Annotated in this window: 19 protein-coding genes; 10 read left to right on the forward strand and 9 right to left on the reverse strand. The window is 71.2% G+C overall.

The genetic code is table 11. The annotated features are described in order from the left end of the window. Positions 1 to 6: 6 nt before the first annotated feature. Together WMF14_RS09865 and WMF14_RS09870 are read left to right on the forward strand one after the other, a co-directional pair. Positions 7 to 783: a hypothetical protein gene (locus WMF14_RS09865; RefSeq protein ID WP_437800339.1), complete on the forward strand. Its 777-nt coding sequence runs from the start codon at positions 7 to 9 to the stop codon at positions 781 to 783. Beyond that, entirely contained in the window at positions 695 to 1,723 is a 1,029-nt protein-coding gene (locus tag WMF14_RS09870; RefSeq protein ID WP_437800341.1) for a peptidyl-prolyl cis-trans isomerase, read from the forward strand. The genes WMF14_RS09865 and WMF14_RS09870 overlap by 89 nt, the downstream gene beginning before the upstream one ends. Before the next feature lie 129 nt (positions 1,724 to 1,852). Here the strand turns inward: WMF14_RS09870 and WMF14_RS09875 are convergent, their stop codons facing one another. Then, positions 1,853 to 2,659: a hypothetical protein gene (locus WMF14_RS09875; protein ID WP_272101378.1), complete on the reverse strand. Its 807-nt coding sequence runs from the start codon at positions 2,657 to 2,659 to the stop codon at positions 1,853 to 1,855. Positions 2,660 to 2,754: 95 nt separating this feature from the next. Next, positions 2,755 to 3,384 carry a hypothetical protein gene (locus WMF14_RS09880; RefSeq protein WP_437800343.1) on the reverse strand — a complete coding sequence of 210 codons (630 nt, stop codon included), beginning with the start codon at positions 3,382 to 3,384 and terminating at the stop codon, positions 2,755 to 2,757. A 111-nt stretch (positions 3,385 to 3,495) separates the two neighbouring features. On the opposite strand from WMF14_RS09880, the gene WMF14_RS09885 reads away from it, so the two are divergent. Genes WMF14_RS09885 through WMF14_RS09895 form a run of 3 tightly spaced genes read left to right on the forward strand, consistent with a single transcriptional unit; the run spans position 3,496 to position 5,059 of the window. After that, positions 3,496 to 3,789: a 4a-hydroxytetrahydrobiopterin dehydratase gene (locus WMF14_RS09885; RefSeq protein WP_272101380.1), complete on the forward strand. Its 294-nt coding sequence runs from the start codon at positions 3,496 to 3,498 to the stop codon at positions 3,787 to 3,789. 26 nt (positions 3,790 to 3,815) lie between these two features. Then, a complete protein-coding gene (rnc, locus tag WMF14_RS09890) occupies positions 3,816 to 4,643 on the forward strand; it encodes a ribonuclease III (protein ID WP_272101381.1) in 828 nt (275 codons plus the stop codon). 11 nt (positions 4,644 to 4,654) lie between these two features. Continuing rightward, entirely contained in the window at positions 4,655 to 5,059 is a 405-nt protein-coding gene (locus WMF14_RS09895; RefSeq protein WP_437800346.1) for a hypothetical protein, read from the forward strand. Between the two features lie 86 nt (positions 5,060 to 5,145). On the opposite strand, the gene WMF14_RS09900 is transcribed toward WMF14_RS09895, so the two are convergent. Continuing rightward, entirely contained in the window at positions 5,146 to 6,207 is a 1,062-nt protein-coding gene (locus WMF14_RS09900) for a hypothetical protein (protein ID WP_437800348.1), read from the reverse strand. 279 nt (positions 6,208 to 6,486) lie between these two features. Between WMF14_RS09900 and WMF14_RS09905 the strand changes: the two genes are divergently transcribed. Together WMF14_RS09905 and WMF14_RS09910 are read left to right on the forward strand one after the other, a co-directional pair. Beyond that, positions 6,487 to 7,005 carry a tRNA (cytidine(34)-2'-O)-methyltransferase gene (locus tag WMF14_RS09905; protein ID WP_437800349.1) on the forward strand — a complete coding sequence of 173 codons (519 nt, stop codon included), beginning with the start codon at positions 6,487 to 6,489 and terminating at the stop codon, positions 7,003 to 7,005. A 107-nt stretch (positions 7,006 to 7,112) separates the two neighbouring features. Next, positions 7,113 to 7,628: a hypothetical protein gene (locus WMF14_RS09910; RefSeq protein WP_437800351.1), complete on the forward strand. Its 516-nt coding sequence runs from the start codon at positions 7,113 to 7,115 to the stop codon at positions 7,626 to 7,628. A gap of 111 nt (positions 7,629 to 7,739) precedes the next feature. Here WMF14_RS09910 and WMF14_RS09915 read toward each other — a convergent pair whose 3' ends face one another. From WMF14_RS09915 to WMF14_RS09925, 3 genes are all read right to left on the reverse strand, one after another. Then, the gene (locus tag WMF14_RS09915) at positions 7,740 to 8,246 is read right to left on the reverse strand and encodes a CarD family transcriptional regulator (protein WP_012234339.1); all 507 of its coding nucleotides are present in this window, start codon (positions 8,244 to 8,246) and stop codon (positions 7,740 to 7,742) included. Positions 8,247 to 8,877: 631 nt separating this feature from the next. Next, on the reverse strand, positions 8,878 to 9,813 hold the full coding sequence (locus WMF14_RS09920; RefSeq protein WP_437800353.1) for a Ppx/GppA phosphatase family protein: 936 nt from the start codon (positions 9,811 to 9,813) through the stop codon (positions 8,878 to 8,880). A 10-nt stretch (positions 9,814 to 9,823) separates the two neighbouring features. Further along, positions 9,824 to 10,648 carry an OmpA family protein gene (locus tag WMF14_RS09925; RefSeq protein WP_437800355.1) on the reverse strand — a complete coding sequence of 275 codons (825 nt, stop codon included), beginning with the start codon at positions 10,646 to 10,648 and terminating at the stop codon, positions 9,824 to 9,826. Positions 10,649 to 11,139: 491 nt separating this feature from the next. On the opposite strand from WMF14_RS09925, the gene WMF14_RS09930 reads away from it, so the two are divergent. After that, positions 11,140 to 11,517, forward strand: coding sequence for a hypothetical protein (locus WMF14_RS09930; protein ID WP_012234342.1), 378 nt, complete (start codon positions 11,140 to 11,142; stop codon positions 11,515 to 11,517). Positions 11,518 to 11,884: 367 nt separating this feature from the next. Here WMF14_RS09930 and WMF14_RS09935 read toward each other — a convergent pair whose 3' ends face one another. Together WMF14_RS09935 and WMF14_RS09940 are read right to left on the reverse strand one after the other, a co-directional pair. Further along, positions 11,885 to 13,495, reverse strand: coding sequence for a hypothetical protein (locus WMF14_RS09935; protein WP_272101388.1), 1,611 nt, complete (start codon positions 13,493 to 13,495; stop codon positions 11,885 to 11,887). A gap of 28 nt (positions 13,496 to 13,523) precedes the next feature. Next, positions 13,524 to 14,195: an AgmX/PglI C-terminal domain-containing protein gene (locus WMF14_RS09940; protein ID WP_437800357.1), complete on the reverse strand. Its 672-nt coding sequence runs from the start codon at positions 14,193 to 14,195 to the stop codon at positions 13,524 to 13,526. A 95-nt stretch (positions 14,196 to 14,290) separates the two neighbouring features. Between WMF14_RS09940 and WMF14_RS09945 the strand changes: the two genes are divergently transcribed. After that, positions 14,291 to 14,761, forward strand: coding sequence for a hypothetical protein (locus tag WMF14_RS09945; RefSeq protein ID WP_437800359.1), 471 nt, complete (start codon positions 14,291 to 14,293; stop codon positions 14,759 to 14,761). Positions 14,762 to 14,857: 96 nt separating this feature from the next. Here WMF14_RS09945 and WMF14_RS09950 read toward each other — a convergent pair whose 3' ends face one another. Then, complete coding sequence (locus WMF14_RS09950; protein WP_437800362.1) at positions 14,858 to 15,526, reverse strand: HNH endonuclease; 669 nt, start codon at positions 15,524 to 15,526, stop codon at positions 14,858 to 14,860. A gap of 318 nt (positions 15,527 to 15,844) precedes the next feature. Between WMF14_RS09950 and WMF14_RS09955 the strand changes: the two genes are divergently transcribed. Beyond that, positions 15,845 to 16,741: a 3'-5' exonuclease gene (locus tag WMF14_RS09955; RefSeq protein WP_437800364.1), complete on the forward strand. Its 897-nt coding sequence runs from the start codon at positions 15,845 to 15,847 to the stop codon at positions 16,739 to 16,741.

Genomic DNA, 16,741 nt, shown 5'->3' on the forward strand with positions numbered 1-16,741 from the left:
GCGAGCGTGACCGTGCGCCCGCCGCTTTCTTCGAAGCAGGAGGATGAGCTGTCTATACTGCTGGGACAGCAAGAAGATGTGCCGGGGAATACCGGCTCCTCGAGCGCCGCTGTGCTCTTGCCGAGGATCGTGAAGACGAAGAGCTCACCGGCCGGCACGGCCGGGTCCACCAAAGCGCCACGTCCAGCCAAGCGGGGTGGCGGTGCGCAGAACCGCCGGGGAAGTCCGGATGCGGTCGAGAAGCGCCGGGCCGCGCGCCGGTTCAACGAGCTGCTCCTGGGCGGCGGCGGCCGCGCCGGAGACGGCCGTACCGAGCGCCGGCGCCGACGCCTGCTCGCCGAGCTGGCCGAGGGGGTCGCGCGGCGAGGCAAGCGTGCGCTCAAGCCGATCGACGTGCTGTCGCGCGTCGAGGAGCTCCTGGAGCTGGGCGAACCGCTCGCCTCGATCCGCGAGGCGTACCCGCCACCGCCCCCGGTCGAGGTGACCGCCGAGCTCGTCGAAGGCCTGAAGCACCTCCACCGCGCCTACGGTTTCTCTGCGGACGTGTACCGGTTCGTCGGGCTCGACGCCCACGCGCTGCGGAAGGCCGGGGTTCTGCGGGGCGGGGAGCGCGGAGGCGAGCGCGGCGTATCCGCCGAGGGAGCGCCGCGGGGCAGCTTGACCTTGCCTGCCGGCGCGGGGATAACCCGCTCCGATGCGCGCGAGAACGCTGAAGCTCCCCCTCGGCGCGGCCGCCATGGCGGTCGTGTTCGCGGCGTCGACCGGCCTGTCGCTCCGCGCTGAGGCCCAGCCAGCGGCCCCGGCGGACGTCCCGGTGGCGCGCGTCGGCGACGCGGCGATCACGGCGTCGGAGGTCGAGCGCAGGCTCGCGCAGGTCCCGCCGTTCCAGCTCCAGACCTTCGGGCGTACCCCGGACGAGATCCGGAAGAACTTCGTCAGCCAGGTCCTCGTGCGCGAGCTGCTCCTCGCCCAGGGGGCCGCCGCGCAGAAGCTCACCGAGCGCGCCGACGTGCAGGATCGCGTGCGCGGCGTCCTGCGCTCCGCGCTGCTGCAGCGGATCCAGGCGGAGGCGGCGACGAGCTCTCCGGTGACGGACGAGGAGGTCCGTGCCTATTACGAGGCGAACCGCGACAGGTTCAGCTCCCCGGCGATGGTGGCGCTCTGGCGCATCCTCGTCGCGACGCGCGGGGAGGCCGAGGCGATCCTGGCCGAGCTGAAGAAGGACCCGTCACCCCAGCGTTTCAAGGAGATCGCGCGCGAGAAATCGCTCGACAAGGCGACGAACATGCGCGGCGGCGATCTCGGCTTCGTGGCGTCCGATGGCACCACGGCCGAGCCGGGGCTGAAGGTCGACCCGGGGCTCCTCTCGGCCGCCGCCGGGGTGAAGGACGCGGAGCTCGTGCCCGAGCCCGTGCCCGAGGGCGATGGCTTTGCCGTGCTGTGGCGGCGCCAGAGCAAGAAGCCCGTGAGCCGCTCGCTCGAGCAGGAGGCGCCGTCGATCCGTCAGATCCTCGCGCACGGCAAGGCGGAGGCGCAGGTGAAGCAGCTCCTCGATCGCCTGCGAGCGCAGGACGTATCCGGTCACGCCCCCGAGCTCGTGGACCTCATCGACATCACGTCGACGGGCGATCTGCAGCCGAAGAAGCGCCCGGGCACCCTCGCGAGCGGCCGGCGTCCGGGCGCGCCTCCGCCCTCGCCCGCGCCGCGTCAGGACATGCGCTGAGGCGGCCGACGCGCACGGACGTGCGCTCGACATCCTCGGCGGCGCCGCCTCCGGGGCGACTCCCTCCGCGGCGCCGCCTCCGGGGCGACTCCCTCCGCGGCGCCGCCTCCGAGAGCGCTGAACGGCGTGTCAGCTGAAGGCGATGGCGAGCGCGATGGCGGCAAAGCCGGAGGCAATGGTGAGCGCGAGCGCGGCGATGCTTCCGGCGCGTCGAGCGCGCTCCGCCGCGTCGGGGTGGAGCGCGTAGACGCCCAGGAGCAGCGCCATGGAGGCCTTGCCCGGTACCCGGAGCGAGGCCGAGAGGACCTGCTCGGCTCCCTTGGTGCCGCCCGTGATGAGCATGGCCAGCGCGCCGAGCGGGCCAGCCATGAGATCCCAGCCGCACGCGTAGAGCCCGAAGCGGAGCGCGCGCCGGCGCTCTGGCCGCGCGCCTTGACGCCGTGCCCCGAGGTCGAGCGCGGCGCCGTGCAAGGTGTGCGCGAGCACCATCCACACGGTGACCCCCGGAACGCCGATAGCGAGCCACTGGAGGGCGCTCGCGCGTGCGGCCGGGTTGCGAGCCAGCTCCAGCGTCAGGCCCGGCAGCGCCAGCGCGACGAGGGGCAGGAGCGCGGCGATCATCGACAGGATCGCGAGCGACTCCGCCAGCAGGGCGAAGCGCATCGCCGCGGGGAGCGCGCCGTCGGGTATCGTCGCGAAGAACGTCTCGGCTCCCAGCGTGGTCGCCCTCGAGGTGGCCCAGAGCCGCGACCAGACCCCGCCGACCGGGCGCTCCCACGGGACGATCGCGACGACCCCCGAGCCCTCGTCGCTCGCCGCGGAGCACCCGGCGCAGTCGGGCTGTCCGCAGCACGCGCAGAGCACCGCCGCGGGGACATCGAACGTCTCGTCGTCCCGCGCGAGCTCACGGCGTACGCTGGCAGATCTCTTGGCCATTGCGCACCTTCGAGCAGCGGACAAAGGCCACTCCCATCAAGGTTACGTCGCACGAGCGGGCCTGTCGACCCGAGATGTCACCGGCCACACGCCGCTCAGTGCAGCACCTCGTCGCCCCGTCGCCGCTGCCCCGTGGGGAGGTCGTCGATCCTTCCTCCGAAGAACGCCGCGGTGAGCAGCGCGAGCAGCGCGATCGCACCGGTCGCGTAGAGCCCGTAGCCCCATGTGAAGCGGACGGGACGGAGCAGCGTGCTGCCCGGCGTGAACAGCAGGCGCATCGCGACGGTGACGAGGGCGACCGCGGCGAGGAAAGCGACGGCCACGCGGGCGCCGCGCATCTTGTGGATCGACCTCCGGGTCAGCGCGAGCGGGATCATCACGAAGAACGCGACCGCGGGGGCCCACATCCAGCCGAGCCTTCGCGCGAGCCCGAAGCCGCTGAGGTCGCGGAGCTCGGGGGCCGTCTCGTGGATCCACGGCGCGAAGAACGCCGCGAGCCCGAGGAGCGAGAGCGCGAGCAGGGCGCCCCGGCCGCGCCCGGCGTAGGTCCACGGGAGCGGTTCCATGTGCGGCGGGAGCGGCTCGCCAGGCTCATCTTGGAGCGCGTCGTACGAGGGGGGGAGCTTCGCGAGCGCCTCCAGCCGGAGGCCGCAGGCAGGGCACGTGGACGCCTCTTTCGCCTCGAACATCTCCCGGCAGAAGGGGCAGGCGTGAAGCCCGGTCATCGAGGCGGGAGGATAGCGCACGGCGAGCGGCGCGCGCGGCGGACGCCGCGCGGGGCGGGGGCCGCATTCCGGGGTTCCACCGGGGCAGGGCTTAGCCCATAGTTGCGTCCCATGGGCAAGCGTGATCGGCTCTCGGACGATGAGATCGCCGGGTTCGTCGCTGCTCACCCGGGCTGGGTGCGAGCGGGCGAGCGGATCGAACGGAGCTACTCGTTTCCGGACTACGGGACCGGCGTGGGCTTCGTGATGCAGATCGCTCTGCTGGCCGAGCGGCGTGATCATCACCCGGACATCGCGCTGTCGTGGGGCAAGGTGCGGGTCGCGTGGTCCACGCATGACGCTGGCGGTCTGACCGCGCTCGACCTGGAGCTGGCCGAGCTGACCGACCGCTTGAGCGCGGGCTGACGCTGCGCGTGGGCAAGGTGCTGGGGATGCTCCCGAGCGAGCTGCTGCAACGCCTGGATCTGGGGTTGGAGGGGGACCTGCCGCACCTCGAGGAGGCGTTGACGCATCCGAGCTTCTCGAACGAGCAGCGAGGCGGCCGGCGCGTGGACAACCAGCGCCTCGAGTTCCTGGGGGACGCCGTGCTTGGCCTGTGCGTGACGGAGCTCCTCATGGAGCGCTTTCCGGGGGCCAGGGAGGGGGAGCTCTCGATGATGCGCTCGGCCCTGGTCAACACGGACGCGCTGGCGGCGTGGGCGCGGGGGATCGAGCTCGGCGCCGCGCTCAGGGTCGGCCGCGGCGCGGAGGTCGCCGGGGAGCGCGACCAGACGAACGTGCTCGCCGACGCCACGGAGGCGCTCGTCGCGGCCCTGTACCTCGATCGCGGCTTCGAGAGCGCGCGGGCGCTGAGCCGGAAGATCGCCGCGAGCCCGCTCGCGCAGCTCGCGAGCGGCAGCATGCTCGGGCGCGACGCCAAGAGCGAGCTGCAGGAGCGCGTGCAGGCGCGCGGCGCGGCGTCGCCGCGCTACCGCCTGATGGGCACCGAGGGGCCCGACCACGACCGCGCGTTTCTCGTCGCCGTCGAGGTCGACGGCCAGGTCATCGGCACCGGCCGGGGCCGGTCGAAGAAGCTTGCGGAGCAGGCGGCCGCGCGCGCCGCGCTCCTTTCGTGCGCCGCGCCGGAGCTCGCGGCCGCCGCATCCGATGGACGGGCAGCCGCCGAGGCCCTGCAAGGTGCGCCCGAGGGAAGGGGGGGCCCGCCGTCCGGCGGGGCGTCCTCCGAGCAAACCGTGAACGACCGAGGACCCAGCCGATGATCCGTCACCTGATGCTTGCTTTCACCTTCGCGCTCTGCTCGCTCTTCGTCGCGCTGCCGGCCTGGGCCGGGAGCTACCTGGACAGGGCGAGCCTGCTGCTCGACGAGGCGCGCAGGGAGGGCGACATGCTCCTGCCGCGGACCCATGACAAGGAGCTCGTCATGGTGGTGCATGCGCTCGCGGAAGCGCGCGCGCGGGTGGCGAGCAAGATGGAGTGCCCTGGCTCCGTCGCCAAGGCGCACCCGCACCTCCTGCTCGTGCTCGAGAACAGCGAGCGCGCCGCCGACGCGGCGGCTCAGGGCAACTTCAAGAAGTTCATGGAGCACCTCACCGTGGCGCGGAACGAGGACCGCGCATTCCGTGCGCTCCTCGCCGAGCTCGGCTACGCGCTGCCCGATCTGAGCTCGAAGCGCTGAGGCTGCGCGCGCCCCGAGCGGGCCGCGTCCGCTCGAAGCAGGTCTGCGCCGGGGCCCCGTGGCGAGCGTCCCCGGCGCAGCGCGCTTCAGAACATCGCGCCGAGATCGATCCCGAGGGTCCACTGCGACCCGAGCCCGGCGAACTTGTTCTCGCCGTCGATCTCGTTCGCCGCGCCCTGGTTCGCGTCCTCGGGGCTCACGATGTCGGTGATGAAGTGCGCGCCGAGCTTCACCATCTGGAACCGCAGCTGCGCGCCGAAATGCAGCCGGTGGCGGTTCATGCGCACGGCGTCGAACACCACGGTGTTGTTGAAGTCGGCCTGGGAGCCGCCGTCGCACACCGGCTGGCCGTCGTGGGGGAGCGGCTTGCCGTCCTGCCCCTGCACGGGGTTGGCGGGCGAGTTCACCCCTCGGAAGTTGCAGAAGTTCACGGCGTCGGTGTTCGGGGTGAGATCGATGAGCCCCGAGTCTCCGAAGATCCGGAGCCACTGGTAGCCGACGTAGGGGGTGATCACGACGGTGCCGGCGATCGGCAGGGGCTTCGAGATCTCCGCGTCGGCGCCGGCCACGGTCAGCTGGAACTCCTCGGTCCCGGTGATGGTCCGGACGCTGCCGCCGACGGCGAGCTCCGGGAGGATCGCGGGGAGCCCTCGGCGGAACCCCTCGAACAGCGACCAGCGCACGTCGGCGCCCGCGCTGACGAGGCTGGTGTTGGCGAGAAACCCGACGGCGCCGGTGAGCTCGAACCCGAACGGAAAACCCTTGCGGACCTTGAGGCCGTAGTGCTGCAGGAAGGAGTCCGGGCTCCGGTTCTCGATGGAGAAGTTCTTGCTCGTCGGATCCTGCGGTCCCTGCGTGCCCTGCTTCCAGTAGTCGGCGTCGCTGTCAATCTTCGTGTAGTTGGCCTCGATGCCGATCTCGAACCCGCCGTAGCCCGTGGTCCGCGCCGAGTGCATCGCCGACGGCGCCACCGCGAAGCCGTACTGCGCGATGAGCTTGGCGAACGCAGCGTCGTCGGTCAGGCAGCGCTGATAACGGGAGGCGGGGTTGTAGTAGAGGCCATTCTTCGGCCCTGTGATGCGGCAGGGCACGGCTCCGCCGACGCTCGGCTCCGGGTCGCGCACGAGCCGCGCGAGCGCCGGATCCATGGCGTCGGCGGCTGCGAGCGAGGACGACGCCACTCCTGCGAGGGCAATAGCCGAAGCGATCCAGCACGATGCGCGCATTCCGTGTCTCCGAGGCGGGAGGCTACGTGTCCGCTCGTACAGCCGTCAAGCGAACAGAGGGGCCTCCGTCCGTTCGGTTCGCGTTTTCCGCGCGACCGCGTGGGCCGGCTATCCGTCGAGGCGGCGCTGGCGAGCCAGGCCACGCGCGCGAGCTCCCGCTCGGGGGTTGCGGCGCGCGGTCGTGTCGCGGAAAGAGAGGGCGTGCTCAACGATGGTCGCCCCCGGCTCCGTGCGGCGCCGCTCGATCCGCCCTTCCGGATCGTGCTGGTGGAGCCGGAGATCCCCCAGAACACAGGCAACATCGCGCGGCTCGCCGCTGCGACGCAGAGCCCCTTGCATTTGCTCGGGAGGTTGGGGTTCCGCATCGACGAGCGGAGCGTCCGCCGCGCGGGGCTTGACTACTGGCACCTGGTCACGCTCGAGCAGCAGCTCGACATCGCCCACTTTCGCCACCATCACCCGAACGCTCGGCTGCGCCTCTTCAGCGCGGTGGCTTCGCGGAGCTACCTCGACGCGGACTTCCGGCCAGGCGACGCGCTGGTCTTTGGCAAGGAGAGCGTCGGCCTCGACCCCGAGCTCATCGCCCGGATGCCGGACGATGTCTTCGGCATTCCCACGCTGGGTCCCGTGCGCTCCCTCAACCTCGCCAACGCGGTGTCCATCGTCCTGTACGAAGCGCTCCGCCAGGTGGGCGCGCTCGCCGGTGCCGCGCCGGGGTGACGCCGCGGCACCGGCGAGGAACAGCGCCATCCGCTGCGCCGTCACCCTGGACCCGGCGGCTACGCGCCGTGGACGTCGGCGACGCGTCGTTCTAAGGAGAGGGCGGCATGGTCATGCACCGGCAACCCGCGCGACATGACGCCCGACGGCCGGCCGCGCGCCTCGTCCGGGCCGGCATGGCGGTCGCGCTCTCGGTCGCGGCGCTCGCCTCCGTGGGATGCAGCAGGCGGCCTCCGAGCGGCACGCCCGACGGCGCCGTCCGGGAGCTGGTCGCTCGTCTGCGCCAGCTGCACGGCGATCCGGCTGACGCTAAGGCCGCCTTCGAGCTCCTGTCGCGCCGCGCTCGGGACAACCTCGCGTCGCGCGCGCAGCGCTACAGCGCCGCGACCGGCAAGGCGATCGCGCCCGAGGCGATGATCACGCCGTCCCGCTTCCTCTTGCGCTTCGAGCCGCAGCGCTACACCGCCCAGATCGCCGGCGCCCACGCCCTCGTGGACGTCGCCGGCCTGCTCCCGGGAGAGCGCGTCCAGGTGCCCTGCGTCTACGAGGACGCGGGGTGGCGCGTCGATGTGGCGCTGCCCCCGCTCCCTCCCGTGCAGAAGCGACCGGGCAGCGATCTCTGAACGCGCTCGAGCCGATGGTGCGTGGAATTTCCGGTCCACAAAAGCCCGGAGGCCGGCAGTGCCGGCCTCCATCGGCAGCGGCCGCAGGGCCGCTAACCATCAGGTAACGCCTTAGTTGGCGAGAAAGATCGCCTCGATCTCGGTCTTCACCTGCTCTTCCGTCTGACCTCGGGCGATCGCGATCTCCTTCACGATCAGCGTCCGGGCGGTGTCGAGCATGCGGCGCTCACCGAACGAGAGCTGCTTGTCCGTCTTCAAGCGATAGAGGTCGCGGAGCACCTCGGCGACGTCGTAAATAGAACCCGTCTTGATCTTGTCCATGAAGCCGCGGTACCGACGGTTCCAGGTCTGGTTGTCGAACGCGATGGTACGCTCGCGGAGGATGTCGAAAATTTCCCGGATTTCCTGTTCAGAGATGACCTGGCGAAGGCCGACCGCGCTCGCGTTGCTGACTGGAACCATGATCTTTCGATCCGTGTCCAAGATGCGGAGAACATAGAATCGCTGACGGTTGCCAGCGATGTCCTTCTCCTCGATGTTGACCACCTCGGCCACGCCTTGGGCCGGGTAGACGGCTTTGTCGCCCACCTTGAACTGGATCTCCGAACGAGCCTGCATATCGTCTCCTTTGCCTTCCACCCCGCCGTCCTTTTAGTTTTTCGTCTGCCTCCCGAAATCCCTTCGAGGGGCGTACGTTGCACATGCGGTTGAACCTGGACCCGCAGAACCGACACACACCGTCACGCATTCCGAGAAAAATTCCGAGAAAAGAACCATGAGCCGCTGCTCGAGACCGCTGTGCGAGAAGCAGAAACGCGAGCACCCGCCATGACCCGCGAGAGCTCGGTGCTCTGGCGTGCACGGCGGAATCTTGAGAAGCGGCGGTTGAAGCGGACGGTTGCGGGCGGAAGGGATTGAAGTTGGGGGAACGGCCCTCTTGGAAAAGGGCCGGTTTGCGCCAGGCGCGCGCACTCTAGTGAGCCGGCCGAGATACGTCAACGAAATTCCCCGTGGTTGAGCCATCGTGGCGTGATCACTCTGGTTTTTCCTCGGGGTCGGGCGGGGTTACAGTGTGTACCGATGGAGGCATCGGCGTGGGTGCGCGCCGGCTCACCCGCCTAGTTTAGGGCAGAGCGGGCCTCTCCGGGAGAGGTGGCGGACCGGACCTGGGTGGGATGACTCGAAAATGTGACGGACGCGACGGACCTTACGCATTTCGTCCGTCCGGCCTTCAAACGAGCCGGCGTACTCAGACGGGGCTGAGCCGTTCGGCGAGCCCCCAGCGGACGCCGCGATCCGAAACGACGAGATCGACAGGTGCTCCGGCGAGCCCCGAGGCCCACGCGAGGATCTCCTCGATGAGCACGCTGCCCGCCACGATGACGTCCGCGCGCGCTGGATCCAGGGCGGGCAGCTGCCTGCGCGCGGCGAGCGGCAGGGCAGCGAGGCGGGACGTGGCGCCCACGATCTCTGCCCCGGATACCCGCGCGCCATGCACGCGCGCGCCGTCGTAGGGGGCCACGCCGCGCACGAGCGCGGCGAGGGTCGTCACCGTGCCCGCGACGCCGACCAGGGTGGGCGCGGCGAGCAGGGGCACGGCTGGAACCGTCGCCAGCGCCGCACGAGCGTCGGCGCGGACGGCCTCGAGATCCGCGGCGGCCGGCGGGTCCGTGCGGACGTGACGCTCGGTCAGGCGGACGCTCCCCACGTCGAGGCTCACCGCCTGTTCCACCGCGCCACCGGCGCTGCCGACGATGATCTCCGTGCTGCCGCCGCCCACGTCAAACACGATCGTCGGACCGCGGGCCGGCAGGTCGAGCCCCGTCAGCGCGCCGGCGTAGGTGAGCTCCGCCTCCTCCGGCCCCGAGATCACGCGCGGCGCGACGCCGATGAGCTCGCGGGCGCGGGCGATGAACGCCTCGCCGCCGGCGGCGTCGCGCATCGCGCTGGTCCCGACGGCGTCCACGCGCTCGACCCCCCGGGACCGGAGCTCCTCCCCGTAGCGGGCGAGGCAGGCGAGCGTGCGCTCCACGGCCTCGGGCGCGAGCGCGCGCGCCGCGTCGACCCCCTGGCCGAGCCGGGTGATGGTCGCGCGCTCGACGAGCGCGACGAGCTCACCCCCGCGGCGCTCGGCGATGAGCAGGAGGACCGAGTTCGTGCCGATGTCGATGGCCGCGACGCTCATGCCCCGAGCCTTACTGGGTGAGCGTCTTCAGGTCGAGCATCTCCTCGACGTTCGGCAGCACCACGAGCTCGCAGCGCCGGTTGGCCTGCTTGTTCTCCGGGGTGTCGTTGGGCTTCACCGGATCGGTGTCGCCGTAGCCGGAGGCGCTCCACCGCTCGGGCTTGAGGCCGCCGCCGCCCTTGTCCTCAGGCTGGAGCAGGAACGCCAGCACCTCGCGGGCGCGCATCACGCTGAGCCCCCAGTTGTCCTTGAAGCGGCCGCCGGCCAGCGGCGCGTTGTCCGTGTGCCCGGCGACCTGGAAGGAGCGCGACGACAGGCCGGAGTCGTTGCGGATGACCTCGGCCACCTTGATCAGGATCTCCTGCCCCTCCTTCTTGAGCGTCTCCCGTCCCGAGTCGAAGAGGACATCGCCGGGCAACTGGATGACCATCCGGTTGTTGCGGACGGTCACGCTGAGCCCCAGCTTCGTGAGGGCTTGGAGCTTGTCCCGCAGGACCTCGAAGCGCTTTTTGATGTCCTCGAGCTGCTGGGCACGGCGGCGGAAGTCCTCGAGCGCGCGCGCCTGCTGCTCGAGGTTCGCGTTCAGGTTGGAGATGTCCACGCCTGCCGTCTTGAGCTGGGACTTGAGCTGCTCGATGCGGGCGGCCGCCTCGTCGAGCTCGCTCTTGGCCTTCTTGTTCTGCGCCTGCTCGGCGCTCAGCTGGGTCTTCAGGCCCTCGATCTCGCGGACCTTCGCCTGCATCTCCTCCTCCGAGTAGCCGCACCCGAGCGCCCCCGAGCCCGCAAGGAGCGTTGCGCCAAGCAACAACCACGACGTCGAGCGACGAACCAACATACCTTTCCTCCTAGAGCAGCCTAGAGCAGCGCGGCGCTCGGCCATGAGGGGCGCCGCGCAGGCGGCGCGACCGTAGCGAGGCGAATGGCGCCGCACAAGGCTCTCTAGAGCCTGCGCAACGCTGGTGCTCCGTGCGACCATGAGCGCTCCGGCGCCGTTTGCCGCGCCGTGCAGGCGCACGATCGCCGGGGAGGAGCGCAAAGCGCCAAGACAGACATCCCGTCAACTGTCAACAAAAATCAGTCGTACGGTTCGGTCTGGTTGCTTTCATCAGGCCTGCTCCGACGTTTACCCTCGCAACGCTTGCGGACCAGTTTGCCTGGAACACACGGGATACATCGGTTTAGGGCCTGCAAGATTTTCCTTGACCATCACCATGCGTGGCAATATACGTCGTGCAACATCTGTTGCCTCGGTAAGGAAACTGTAGCGGAGAGGACGTTCGGCGATGTCCGCCGTGCCGTGCCGGGGCGAATGCAGGAGGATTTCCAATGGCTGCTAAGAAGACCGCGAAGAAGCCTGCGAAGAAGGTGACGAAGTCGGCCAAGAAGCCGGCCGCCGCGAAGGCCGGGAAGGTCGCGAAGAAGCCGGCGCGGAAGGCAGCGAAGAAGGCCGCCCCGAAGCGCGCCGCCGCCAAGAAGACCCCGAAGCGCGCCGCCGCCAAGAAGCCGGCCGCGAAGAAGGCCGCTCCGAAGCGCAAGGCGAAGGCCGCCGGCAAGCGGGCGGCTGCGCCGAAGAAGGCGGCCGCTCCTCGAGGACGCGCCGCCGCCAAGCGCGCGCCGGCCAAGGGCGCGAGCACCCGCGGCGCGCGCAAGAGCACGCCGGCTCCGGCTCCGGCGAGCACCGGCCCGTCCGACGAGTCGGAATAAGGCGACACGGGAGCGCCTCGGGTCTTCCAACAGAACGAGGCGCAGCGTGCCGGCCCGCCGGTTGTGACGAGATAATCCGTCTAAAAAGACGCTCGGGGGTGAGGACGCCGCAGATCCGGGCACGCGGGTCCAGGCTGGAGGCGCGCGCGGGTGGACGACATCCTCGCGGCGGCGCCGCCGCCTGCGGCCGCGGTGGCCGGCATCGACGTGCGGCGCGCCGCCCCTGTTCGCCGGGGTGCCGGAGCAGCGGGTGATGCGCGGTTGTCCCGCTCGGTGACGGCGGACTGCGGGGGGCTTCCAGGAGCTGCGAGCGGCGCTCGTGCCCTCGGTGCGCCGAGGATGCGGCGGCGCGGCCCGCGAGGGGCGCTCAGGTGCGCTCGCCGAGGTAGAGCCGGAGAGCGCGCGCGGCGCCCTTGCGATCGAACGGGACGCCGGCGAGGTCCTCGCGCTTCGAGATCTGCTCGAACAGCTTCATCAGGAACTCGAAGAACGCCTCGCACTCGCGGATGGCGGCGTCGAGCCGCTGCGGATCGAGGAGGTCGCTCTCCTCGAGCGCCGTCATCGCGGAGACGAACGCGTCGACGTGGGGATAGTCGCCCACCCGGAGCAGCGGGTAGCCCATCGCCCGGAAATACGACAGGAACTCGCGCACGAACGCGAAGCTCGCGATGCCGGTCCACCGATCGGGCGCCGGGCCGGTGTTGCGCGCCTTGCTCGCGAACGCACGGGCGATCTGGGCGAACATCCACACGTCGCGTCGGAGGCGATCGCTCGTCGCGCGCCGCGCGGCCTGATCGTCGAAGACGCGGCCCTCCTCCAGCTTCGCGCCGAGCGACCTGCCGAGGAACAGGATCGCGTTCTGCAGGGCGGGGCGGAGGCCGTGCGAGACGGCGCGGAGGCGGACCCGGTACTCGGACTCGCTCACCAGCGCGTCCGCGGGCGGGAGGTCGTGCTCGAAGGCGCGGCGCATCTCGAGCCGCAGGTTCGCGGCGAGCCCGGTCAGCGCGGCCTTCGTGGAGAGCAGGCGGTGCCCCTCGGCGGCGAGCTCGTCGTGGCGCGCGACGATGTCGCTCGCGGGCACGCGCAGGAGATCGCGCTCGAAGCTGTCCGCGAGCAGCGCGCCCGCCCGGCGCCGGAGGTAGTTCGAGAGCGCGCGGGCGTCGCTGCGCAGGACCGCGAGCACGAGGTACCCGCGCCCCGCCACGCGGTGATCCGAGTGGTCGAGCGCGATGGCGTCGAGCAGGCGGAGGTACCTGAGCATCCTGAACAGCGCGAGGAACGTGAGCGCCACGAGCCGGTGCGCCTGCTCGCCGGGCACGCGGTGGATCAGCTCGAGCACCTGCGTCGACGGGATGCGATCGAACTCCGGGCGAAACTCGAGCGCGTGGAGCGGGTTGAAGAACGTGCTCTGGGCGATCTCGCGCATCGCCGTCGCGAGGTGGGCGTAGAAGAGCCTGAAGTTGACCCTCGGCAGCCGGAGCAGCCCGCCCGCGACCTCGATGAGGTTCGTGAAGCCGTGCCGGAGCACGAAGAGGCTCGACTCCGGCGACTCCTGCGCCATCGTCGCGTGGAGCAGGCGCGTGCGCGCCGTGTCCTCCGGGAGCACCGTCTCCAGGTAGCGCTGGAAGACGAACGCGCGATCGCGATCGCCGAGCATGGTGCGCGTCAGCTGGACCACGCGCGCCATGCCGTCGCGGGCGTGCTGGAGGTGCTCGCGGAAATCGTGGCTGACGATCGTCTGGCGCCGCGCGGCGCCCGGGTGGTTCCGCGGGTTCGCGAAGCAGGCGACGCCCTTCAGGAGGATCTCGAGCTCGAAGAGCGTCTCGTCCTTCTTGTCGGCCGCGAGGCGCGCGAACCACGCCTCGCGCGCTTGCTGCTGCTCGCGCCTCAGGCCGCGCGTGTCGCGGAGCAGCTCGGCGTAGGCGTTGCGGCCGGGGTGGCCCGAGCCGCGCAGGATCCCCGAAGCGTCGCTCGACACTGACGTGCTCCTCGCCGGCGGCGCGCTGCTAGTAGTTGCGCCGCTTGAAGTCGAAGGGGTAGGTCAGCACGGTCTCCTTGCCGCTCGGCGAGCGCGCCCAGGTGATCGACTTCGCGAGCTCCTCCATGCAGGACTCGACCTGCGGCGCGGTCACGTCGCTCTTGTCGCGCACGATGCTCGCCTCCTCGAAGGTCCCGTCGGGCTTCAGCTTGAGCTGCCACGTGATCCTGCCCTGCGCGCCCGGGTGCTTGCGGGCGTACAGATCGAAGCAGCAGCGGAAGCCGTCGCGCCTCGCCTTGATCGCCTCGACGAGCGGTTGCAGGCGATCGCTCGATCCCGCGTCCGCGGAGGTCGTCGCGTTGTTCATCACGACCCCGCCGTCCGGCGGCTCGTTCGTGATCTCGGAGGCGATGACCTTGCAGTCCTCGACGGACTCAGGGGCCTTCTTGCGGCTCGCTGGCCGGTCCGGCTGCGCGGGCGCGGTGGCGCCCGGGTCCGCGGCGCCAGGGGCCGTGGCGCCCGGGTCCGCGGCGCCAGGGGACGCCGGCTGCGAGGCAGGCGGCGGCGAAGGCGAAGCGTTGAGCGATGCGCTGTCAGGCGGTGAAGGCGGCGGCGCGGTGCCGCTCGAGCAGGCCGCGAACAGGGCCGCGGCGAGGAGGACTCCGGTGAACACGGCGCTGGCAGTGGCGCAGGGACGCATGGCGCGCATACTAAACGGTTCGGCCGAGCGGAGGCGAGGCGCCTTGCGTTTTTCTCGCCTCGCGCCGGCAACCTGAGCTCTCCTCGACGGCCGTCTTGAAGATCCCGCTGTGCTTCATCGCGGCCGCCGCCGTCGCCGTCCTCGCCCCGGCAGGCTGCGATCCCATCGCGGAGCCGCGGCTGTGCGGCCAGATCCCGCAGGGAGGGTGCCCGGTCGGCCGGGGGGGCACCTGCGGCGATGCCGCGTGTCGTGCGCTCTACGACTGCCTCGAGGGGGCCTGGACGGAGGTCGCGCGCTGCGATTCCCCCGAGGCGCCCGCCGGGGACGGGGATGCGGGCGTGGGTGGCGGCCCCGGCGCGTGCGAGGTCGTGACGCTCGATCGCAGCGGTGAGGCCGCGGGCTGCACGCCCGCCCTGCAGCAGCCGGACTGCCCGGCGGCAGCCGCGGAGACCTGCGTGGATACCGCGTGCTGGACCGGCTGCATCGACTTCTTCCTCTGCACCGAGGAGGGGTGGCGAGCGATCGCCTACTGCGACGAGCAGGGGCGACTGACCGTGGCGCCGTGAACGATCAGCCGGTCGGCGCCCGGGGCTGCTCGGAGGTGAACGGTCGGCTCGTCTGCGCTTGCCTTCGGCGCCGAGGAGAGACCCACGGGGGAACCGTCAGCCAGCCCTGAGGAAGGGGCTCCACTCGTCGAACGAATGCGGCAAGCCGATCAGGATCTGCATCGTCGCCGACCACCGCGGCGGCAGAGGCTGGCGGATGAGCCGCATGCTCGCCTCGTCCGGCGTGCGCCAGCCCTTGCGGAGATTGCACGTGCGGCACGCGGTCACGAGGTTCTCCCAGGTGTCCTCGCCGCCGCGCGACCGGGGGAGCACGTGGTCGATGTTGAGATCGCGAACGGGCGGGCGGCGCGCACAGTACTGGCACTGGTGCGTGTCGCGGAGCATCACGTTCTTCCGCGTCAGCCGGATCGTCGGGCGCCGCATGCGGTCGTAACGGCGGAGGTGGAGGACGCGCGGCACGCGGAGCGAGCCGCCGACCACGGGGAGGCCATCGTCCTTGTCGCGCACCGGCAAGCTTCGCCACGCCGAAAAATCGTGGAGATCGCCGACCTCGTCGACGGCGAGGGCGGCCCCGCCGAAGAGCAGCAGGAATGCGCGACGCGCCGTCGTGATCTGCACAGGTTGGAAGAAGCGGTTCACCACGAGGACCGGGAGATCGAGCGGCTCGGTCGTCCTACGCTCGTAGCGGAACCCCGAAAAACCGTCGCCGAGATCGAGCTCCTCGTGAGGAGAGCCCCCCGGGACTGTAGCTACCCCGTCCGGCACGCTGGGCAGTGTAGCAACGAAAGCTCCGGTGAACATCCAGTGCTGCACGGCAGCGTTTCTGCTGGATCTCTGCCGTTGCCGCGCGGCGCGGCCCCCTGCGCCGTCAGGGCATCGTCTCGAACCCCCCCGCGCCCGCCCCGTCGACGCTCGGGCTGCGCGAGGCCATGACGCCGGAGCCCGGACGTCACGGGCCGGGCGTGCCGCGCTCGACGCTCCGCGCGGATCGCTTTCGATCGGGCGCCGTATTCGCTAAGACGCGTCCATGTCGAGGGACGGTCGTCTCCTGGGTCGAGCCGCCGTGGTGGGGAAGCAGGTCGGATGACGGAGCAGCGCGAAGGGGTGGCGCCCGAGCGGGCGACCGGCGCGGAGCCCCCTGCCGGCTCGCCCTGGGATGATCCGATCGAGAGCGCGCCGCTCGTGTTCCTCGATCTCGAGATGACGGGCCTCCGCCCCGAGAGCGATCGCGTGATCGAGGTCTGCGCCGAGCGGACGCGGGGGGACGCGTGCGAGGACGCGATCACGTCGCTCGTGCGCCCCGAGCCGGGCGTGTTCGGCAACGCGCACGTGCACGGCATCGATCCGCGGGAGCTCGCGGGCGCGCCCACGTTCGCCGAGCTCTGCGATCGCATCGACCAGGTCACGGAGGGCGCGGTGCTCATCGCGCACGCGGCCGCGTGGGACGTGGCGTTCCTCGAGGCCGAGCTCGCGCGGGCGGGCAGGGCGAGGCGCCTCCCGTACTACCTCGACACGCTCGTCCTCTCCCGCCGGGCCTTCGCCCTGCCGAGCCACAGCCTCGCCTCCCTCTGCAGGGAGCTCGGCGTGCACCGCGAGCGTGCTCACCGGGCCGAAGACGACGTCCATGCCCTGCGCTCCGTGTTCCGCAAGGTCGTGGAGGTCCTCGCGCCGCGGACGCCGCGCGACCTGTGGCACGTCCGGATCGGCGAGCGCCACGCTCGCCCGGCGCTGGTGGCAGCGGCGGTGCGCGCGGCCGAGCATGCCGCCACCGTGCGCGTGCGGTACCGTCCGGCGCGCCGGGGGCCAGAGGAGCTCGTCGTGCGCATAACGGGGGTGCGAACGGACCTCGACCCACCCCGGGTTCTCGGCTATCTGCTCCCGTCGCGCAGCCGTCGCGAGCTACGGGCCGATCGCATCCTGGCGATCGAGCCGATTTCGCCGGGAGAGCTCGGGCCGGACGGTGTGCCGCAAAGGGCCTGA

Origin of the sequence: Sorangium sp. So ce693, assembly GCF_051521375.1 — a bacterium.
Lineage (GTDB): Bacteria > Myxococcota_A > Polyangia > Polyangiales > Polyangiaceae > Sorangium > Sorangium atrum.

What these genes read in the sequence shown, in the direction of transcription:
- WMF14_RS09870 (WP_437800341.1), top strand. Translation starts at nt 695, where the DNA reads ATGCGCGCGAGAACGCTGAAGCTCCCCCTCGGCGCGGCCGCCATGGCG.
- WMF14_RS09875 (WP_272101378.1), bottom strand. Translation starts at nt 2,659, where the DNA reads ATGGCCAAGAGATCTGCCAGCGTACGCCGTGAGCTCGCGCGGGACGAC.
- WMF14_RS09880 (WP_437800343.1), bottom strand. Translation starts at nt 3,384, where the DNA reads ATGACCGGGCTTCACGCCTGCCCCTTCTGCCGGGAGATGTTCGAGGCG.
- WMF14_RS09885 (WP_272101380.1), top strand. Translation starts at nt 3,496, where the DNA reads ATGGGCAAGCGTGATCGGCTCTCGGACGATGAGATCGCCGGGTTCGTC.
- rnc (WP_272101381.1), top strand. Translation starts at nt 3,816, where the DNA reads ATGCTCCCGAGCGAGCTGCTGCAACGCCTGGATCTGGGGTTGGAGGGG.
- WMF14_RS09895 (WP_437800346.1), top strand. Translation starts at nt 4,655, where the DNA reads ATGCTTGCTTTCACCTTCGCGCTCTGCTCGCTCTTCGTCGCGCTGCCG.
- WMF14_RS09900 (WP_437800348.1), bottom strand. Translation starts at nt 6,207, where the DNA reads ATGGATCCGGCGCTCGCGCGGCTCGTGCGCGACCCGGAGCCGAGCGTC.
- WMF14_RS09910 (WP_437800351.1), top strand. Translation starts at nt 7,113, where the DNA reads ATGGTCATGCACCGGCAACCCGCGCGACATGACGCCCGACGGCCGGCC.
- WMF14_RS09915 (WP_012234339.1), bottom strand. Translation starts at nt 8,246, where the DNA reads ATGCAGGCTCGTTCGGAGATCCAGTTCAAGGTGGGCGACAAAGCCGTC.
- WMF14_RS09920 (WP_437800353.1), bottom strand. Translation starts at nt 9,813, where the DNA reads ATGAGCGTCGCGGCCATCGACATCGGCACGAACTCGGTCCTCCTGCTC.
- WMF14_RS09925 (WP_437800355.1), bottom strand. Translation starts at nt 10,648, where the DNA reads ATGTTGGTTCGTCGCTCGACGTCGTGGTTGTTGCTTGGCGCAACGCTC.
- WMF14_RS09930 (WP_012234342.1), top strand. Translation starts at nt 11,140, where the DNA reads ATGGCTGCTAAGAAGACCGCGAAGAAGCCTGCGAAGAAGGTGACGAAG.
- WMF14_RS09940 (WP_437800357.1), bottom strand. Translation starts at nt 14,195, where the DNA reads ATGCGTCCCTGCGCCACTGCCAGCGCCGTGTTCACCGGAGTCCTCCTC.
- WMF14_RS09955 (WP_437800364.1), top strand. Translation starts at nt 15,845, where the DNA reads ATGACGGAGCAGCGCGAAGGGGTGGCGCCCGAGCGGGCGACCGGCGCG.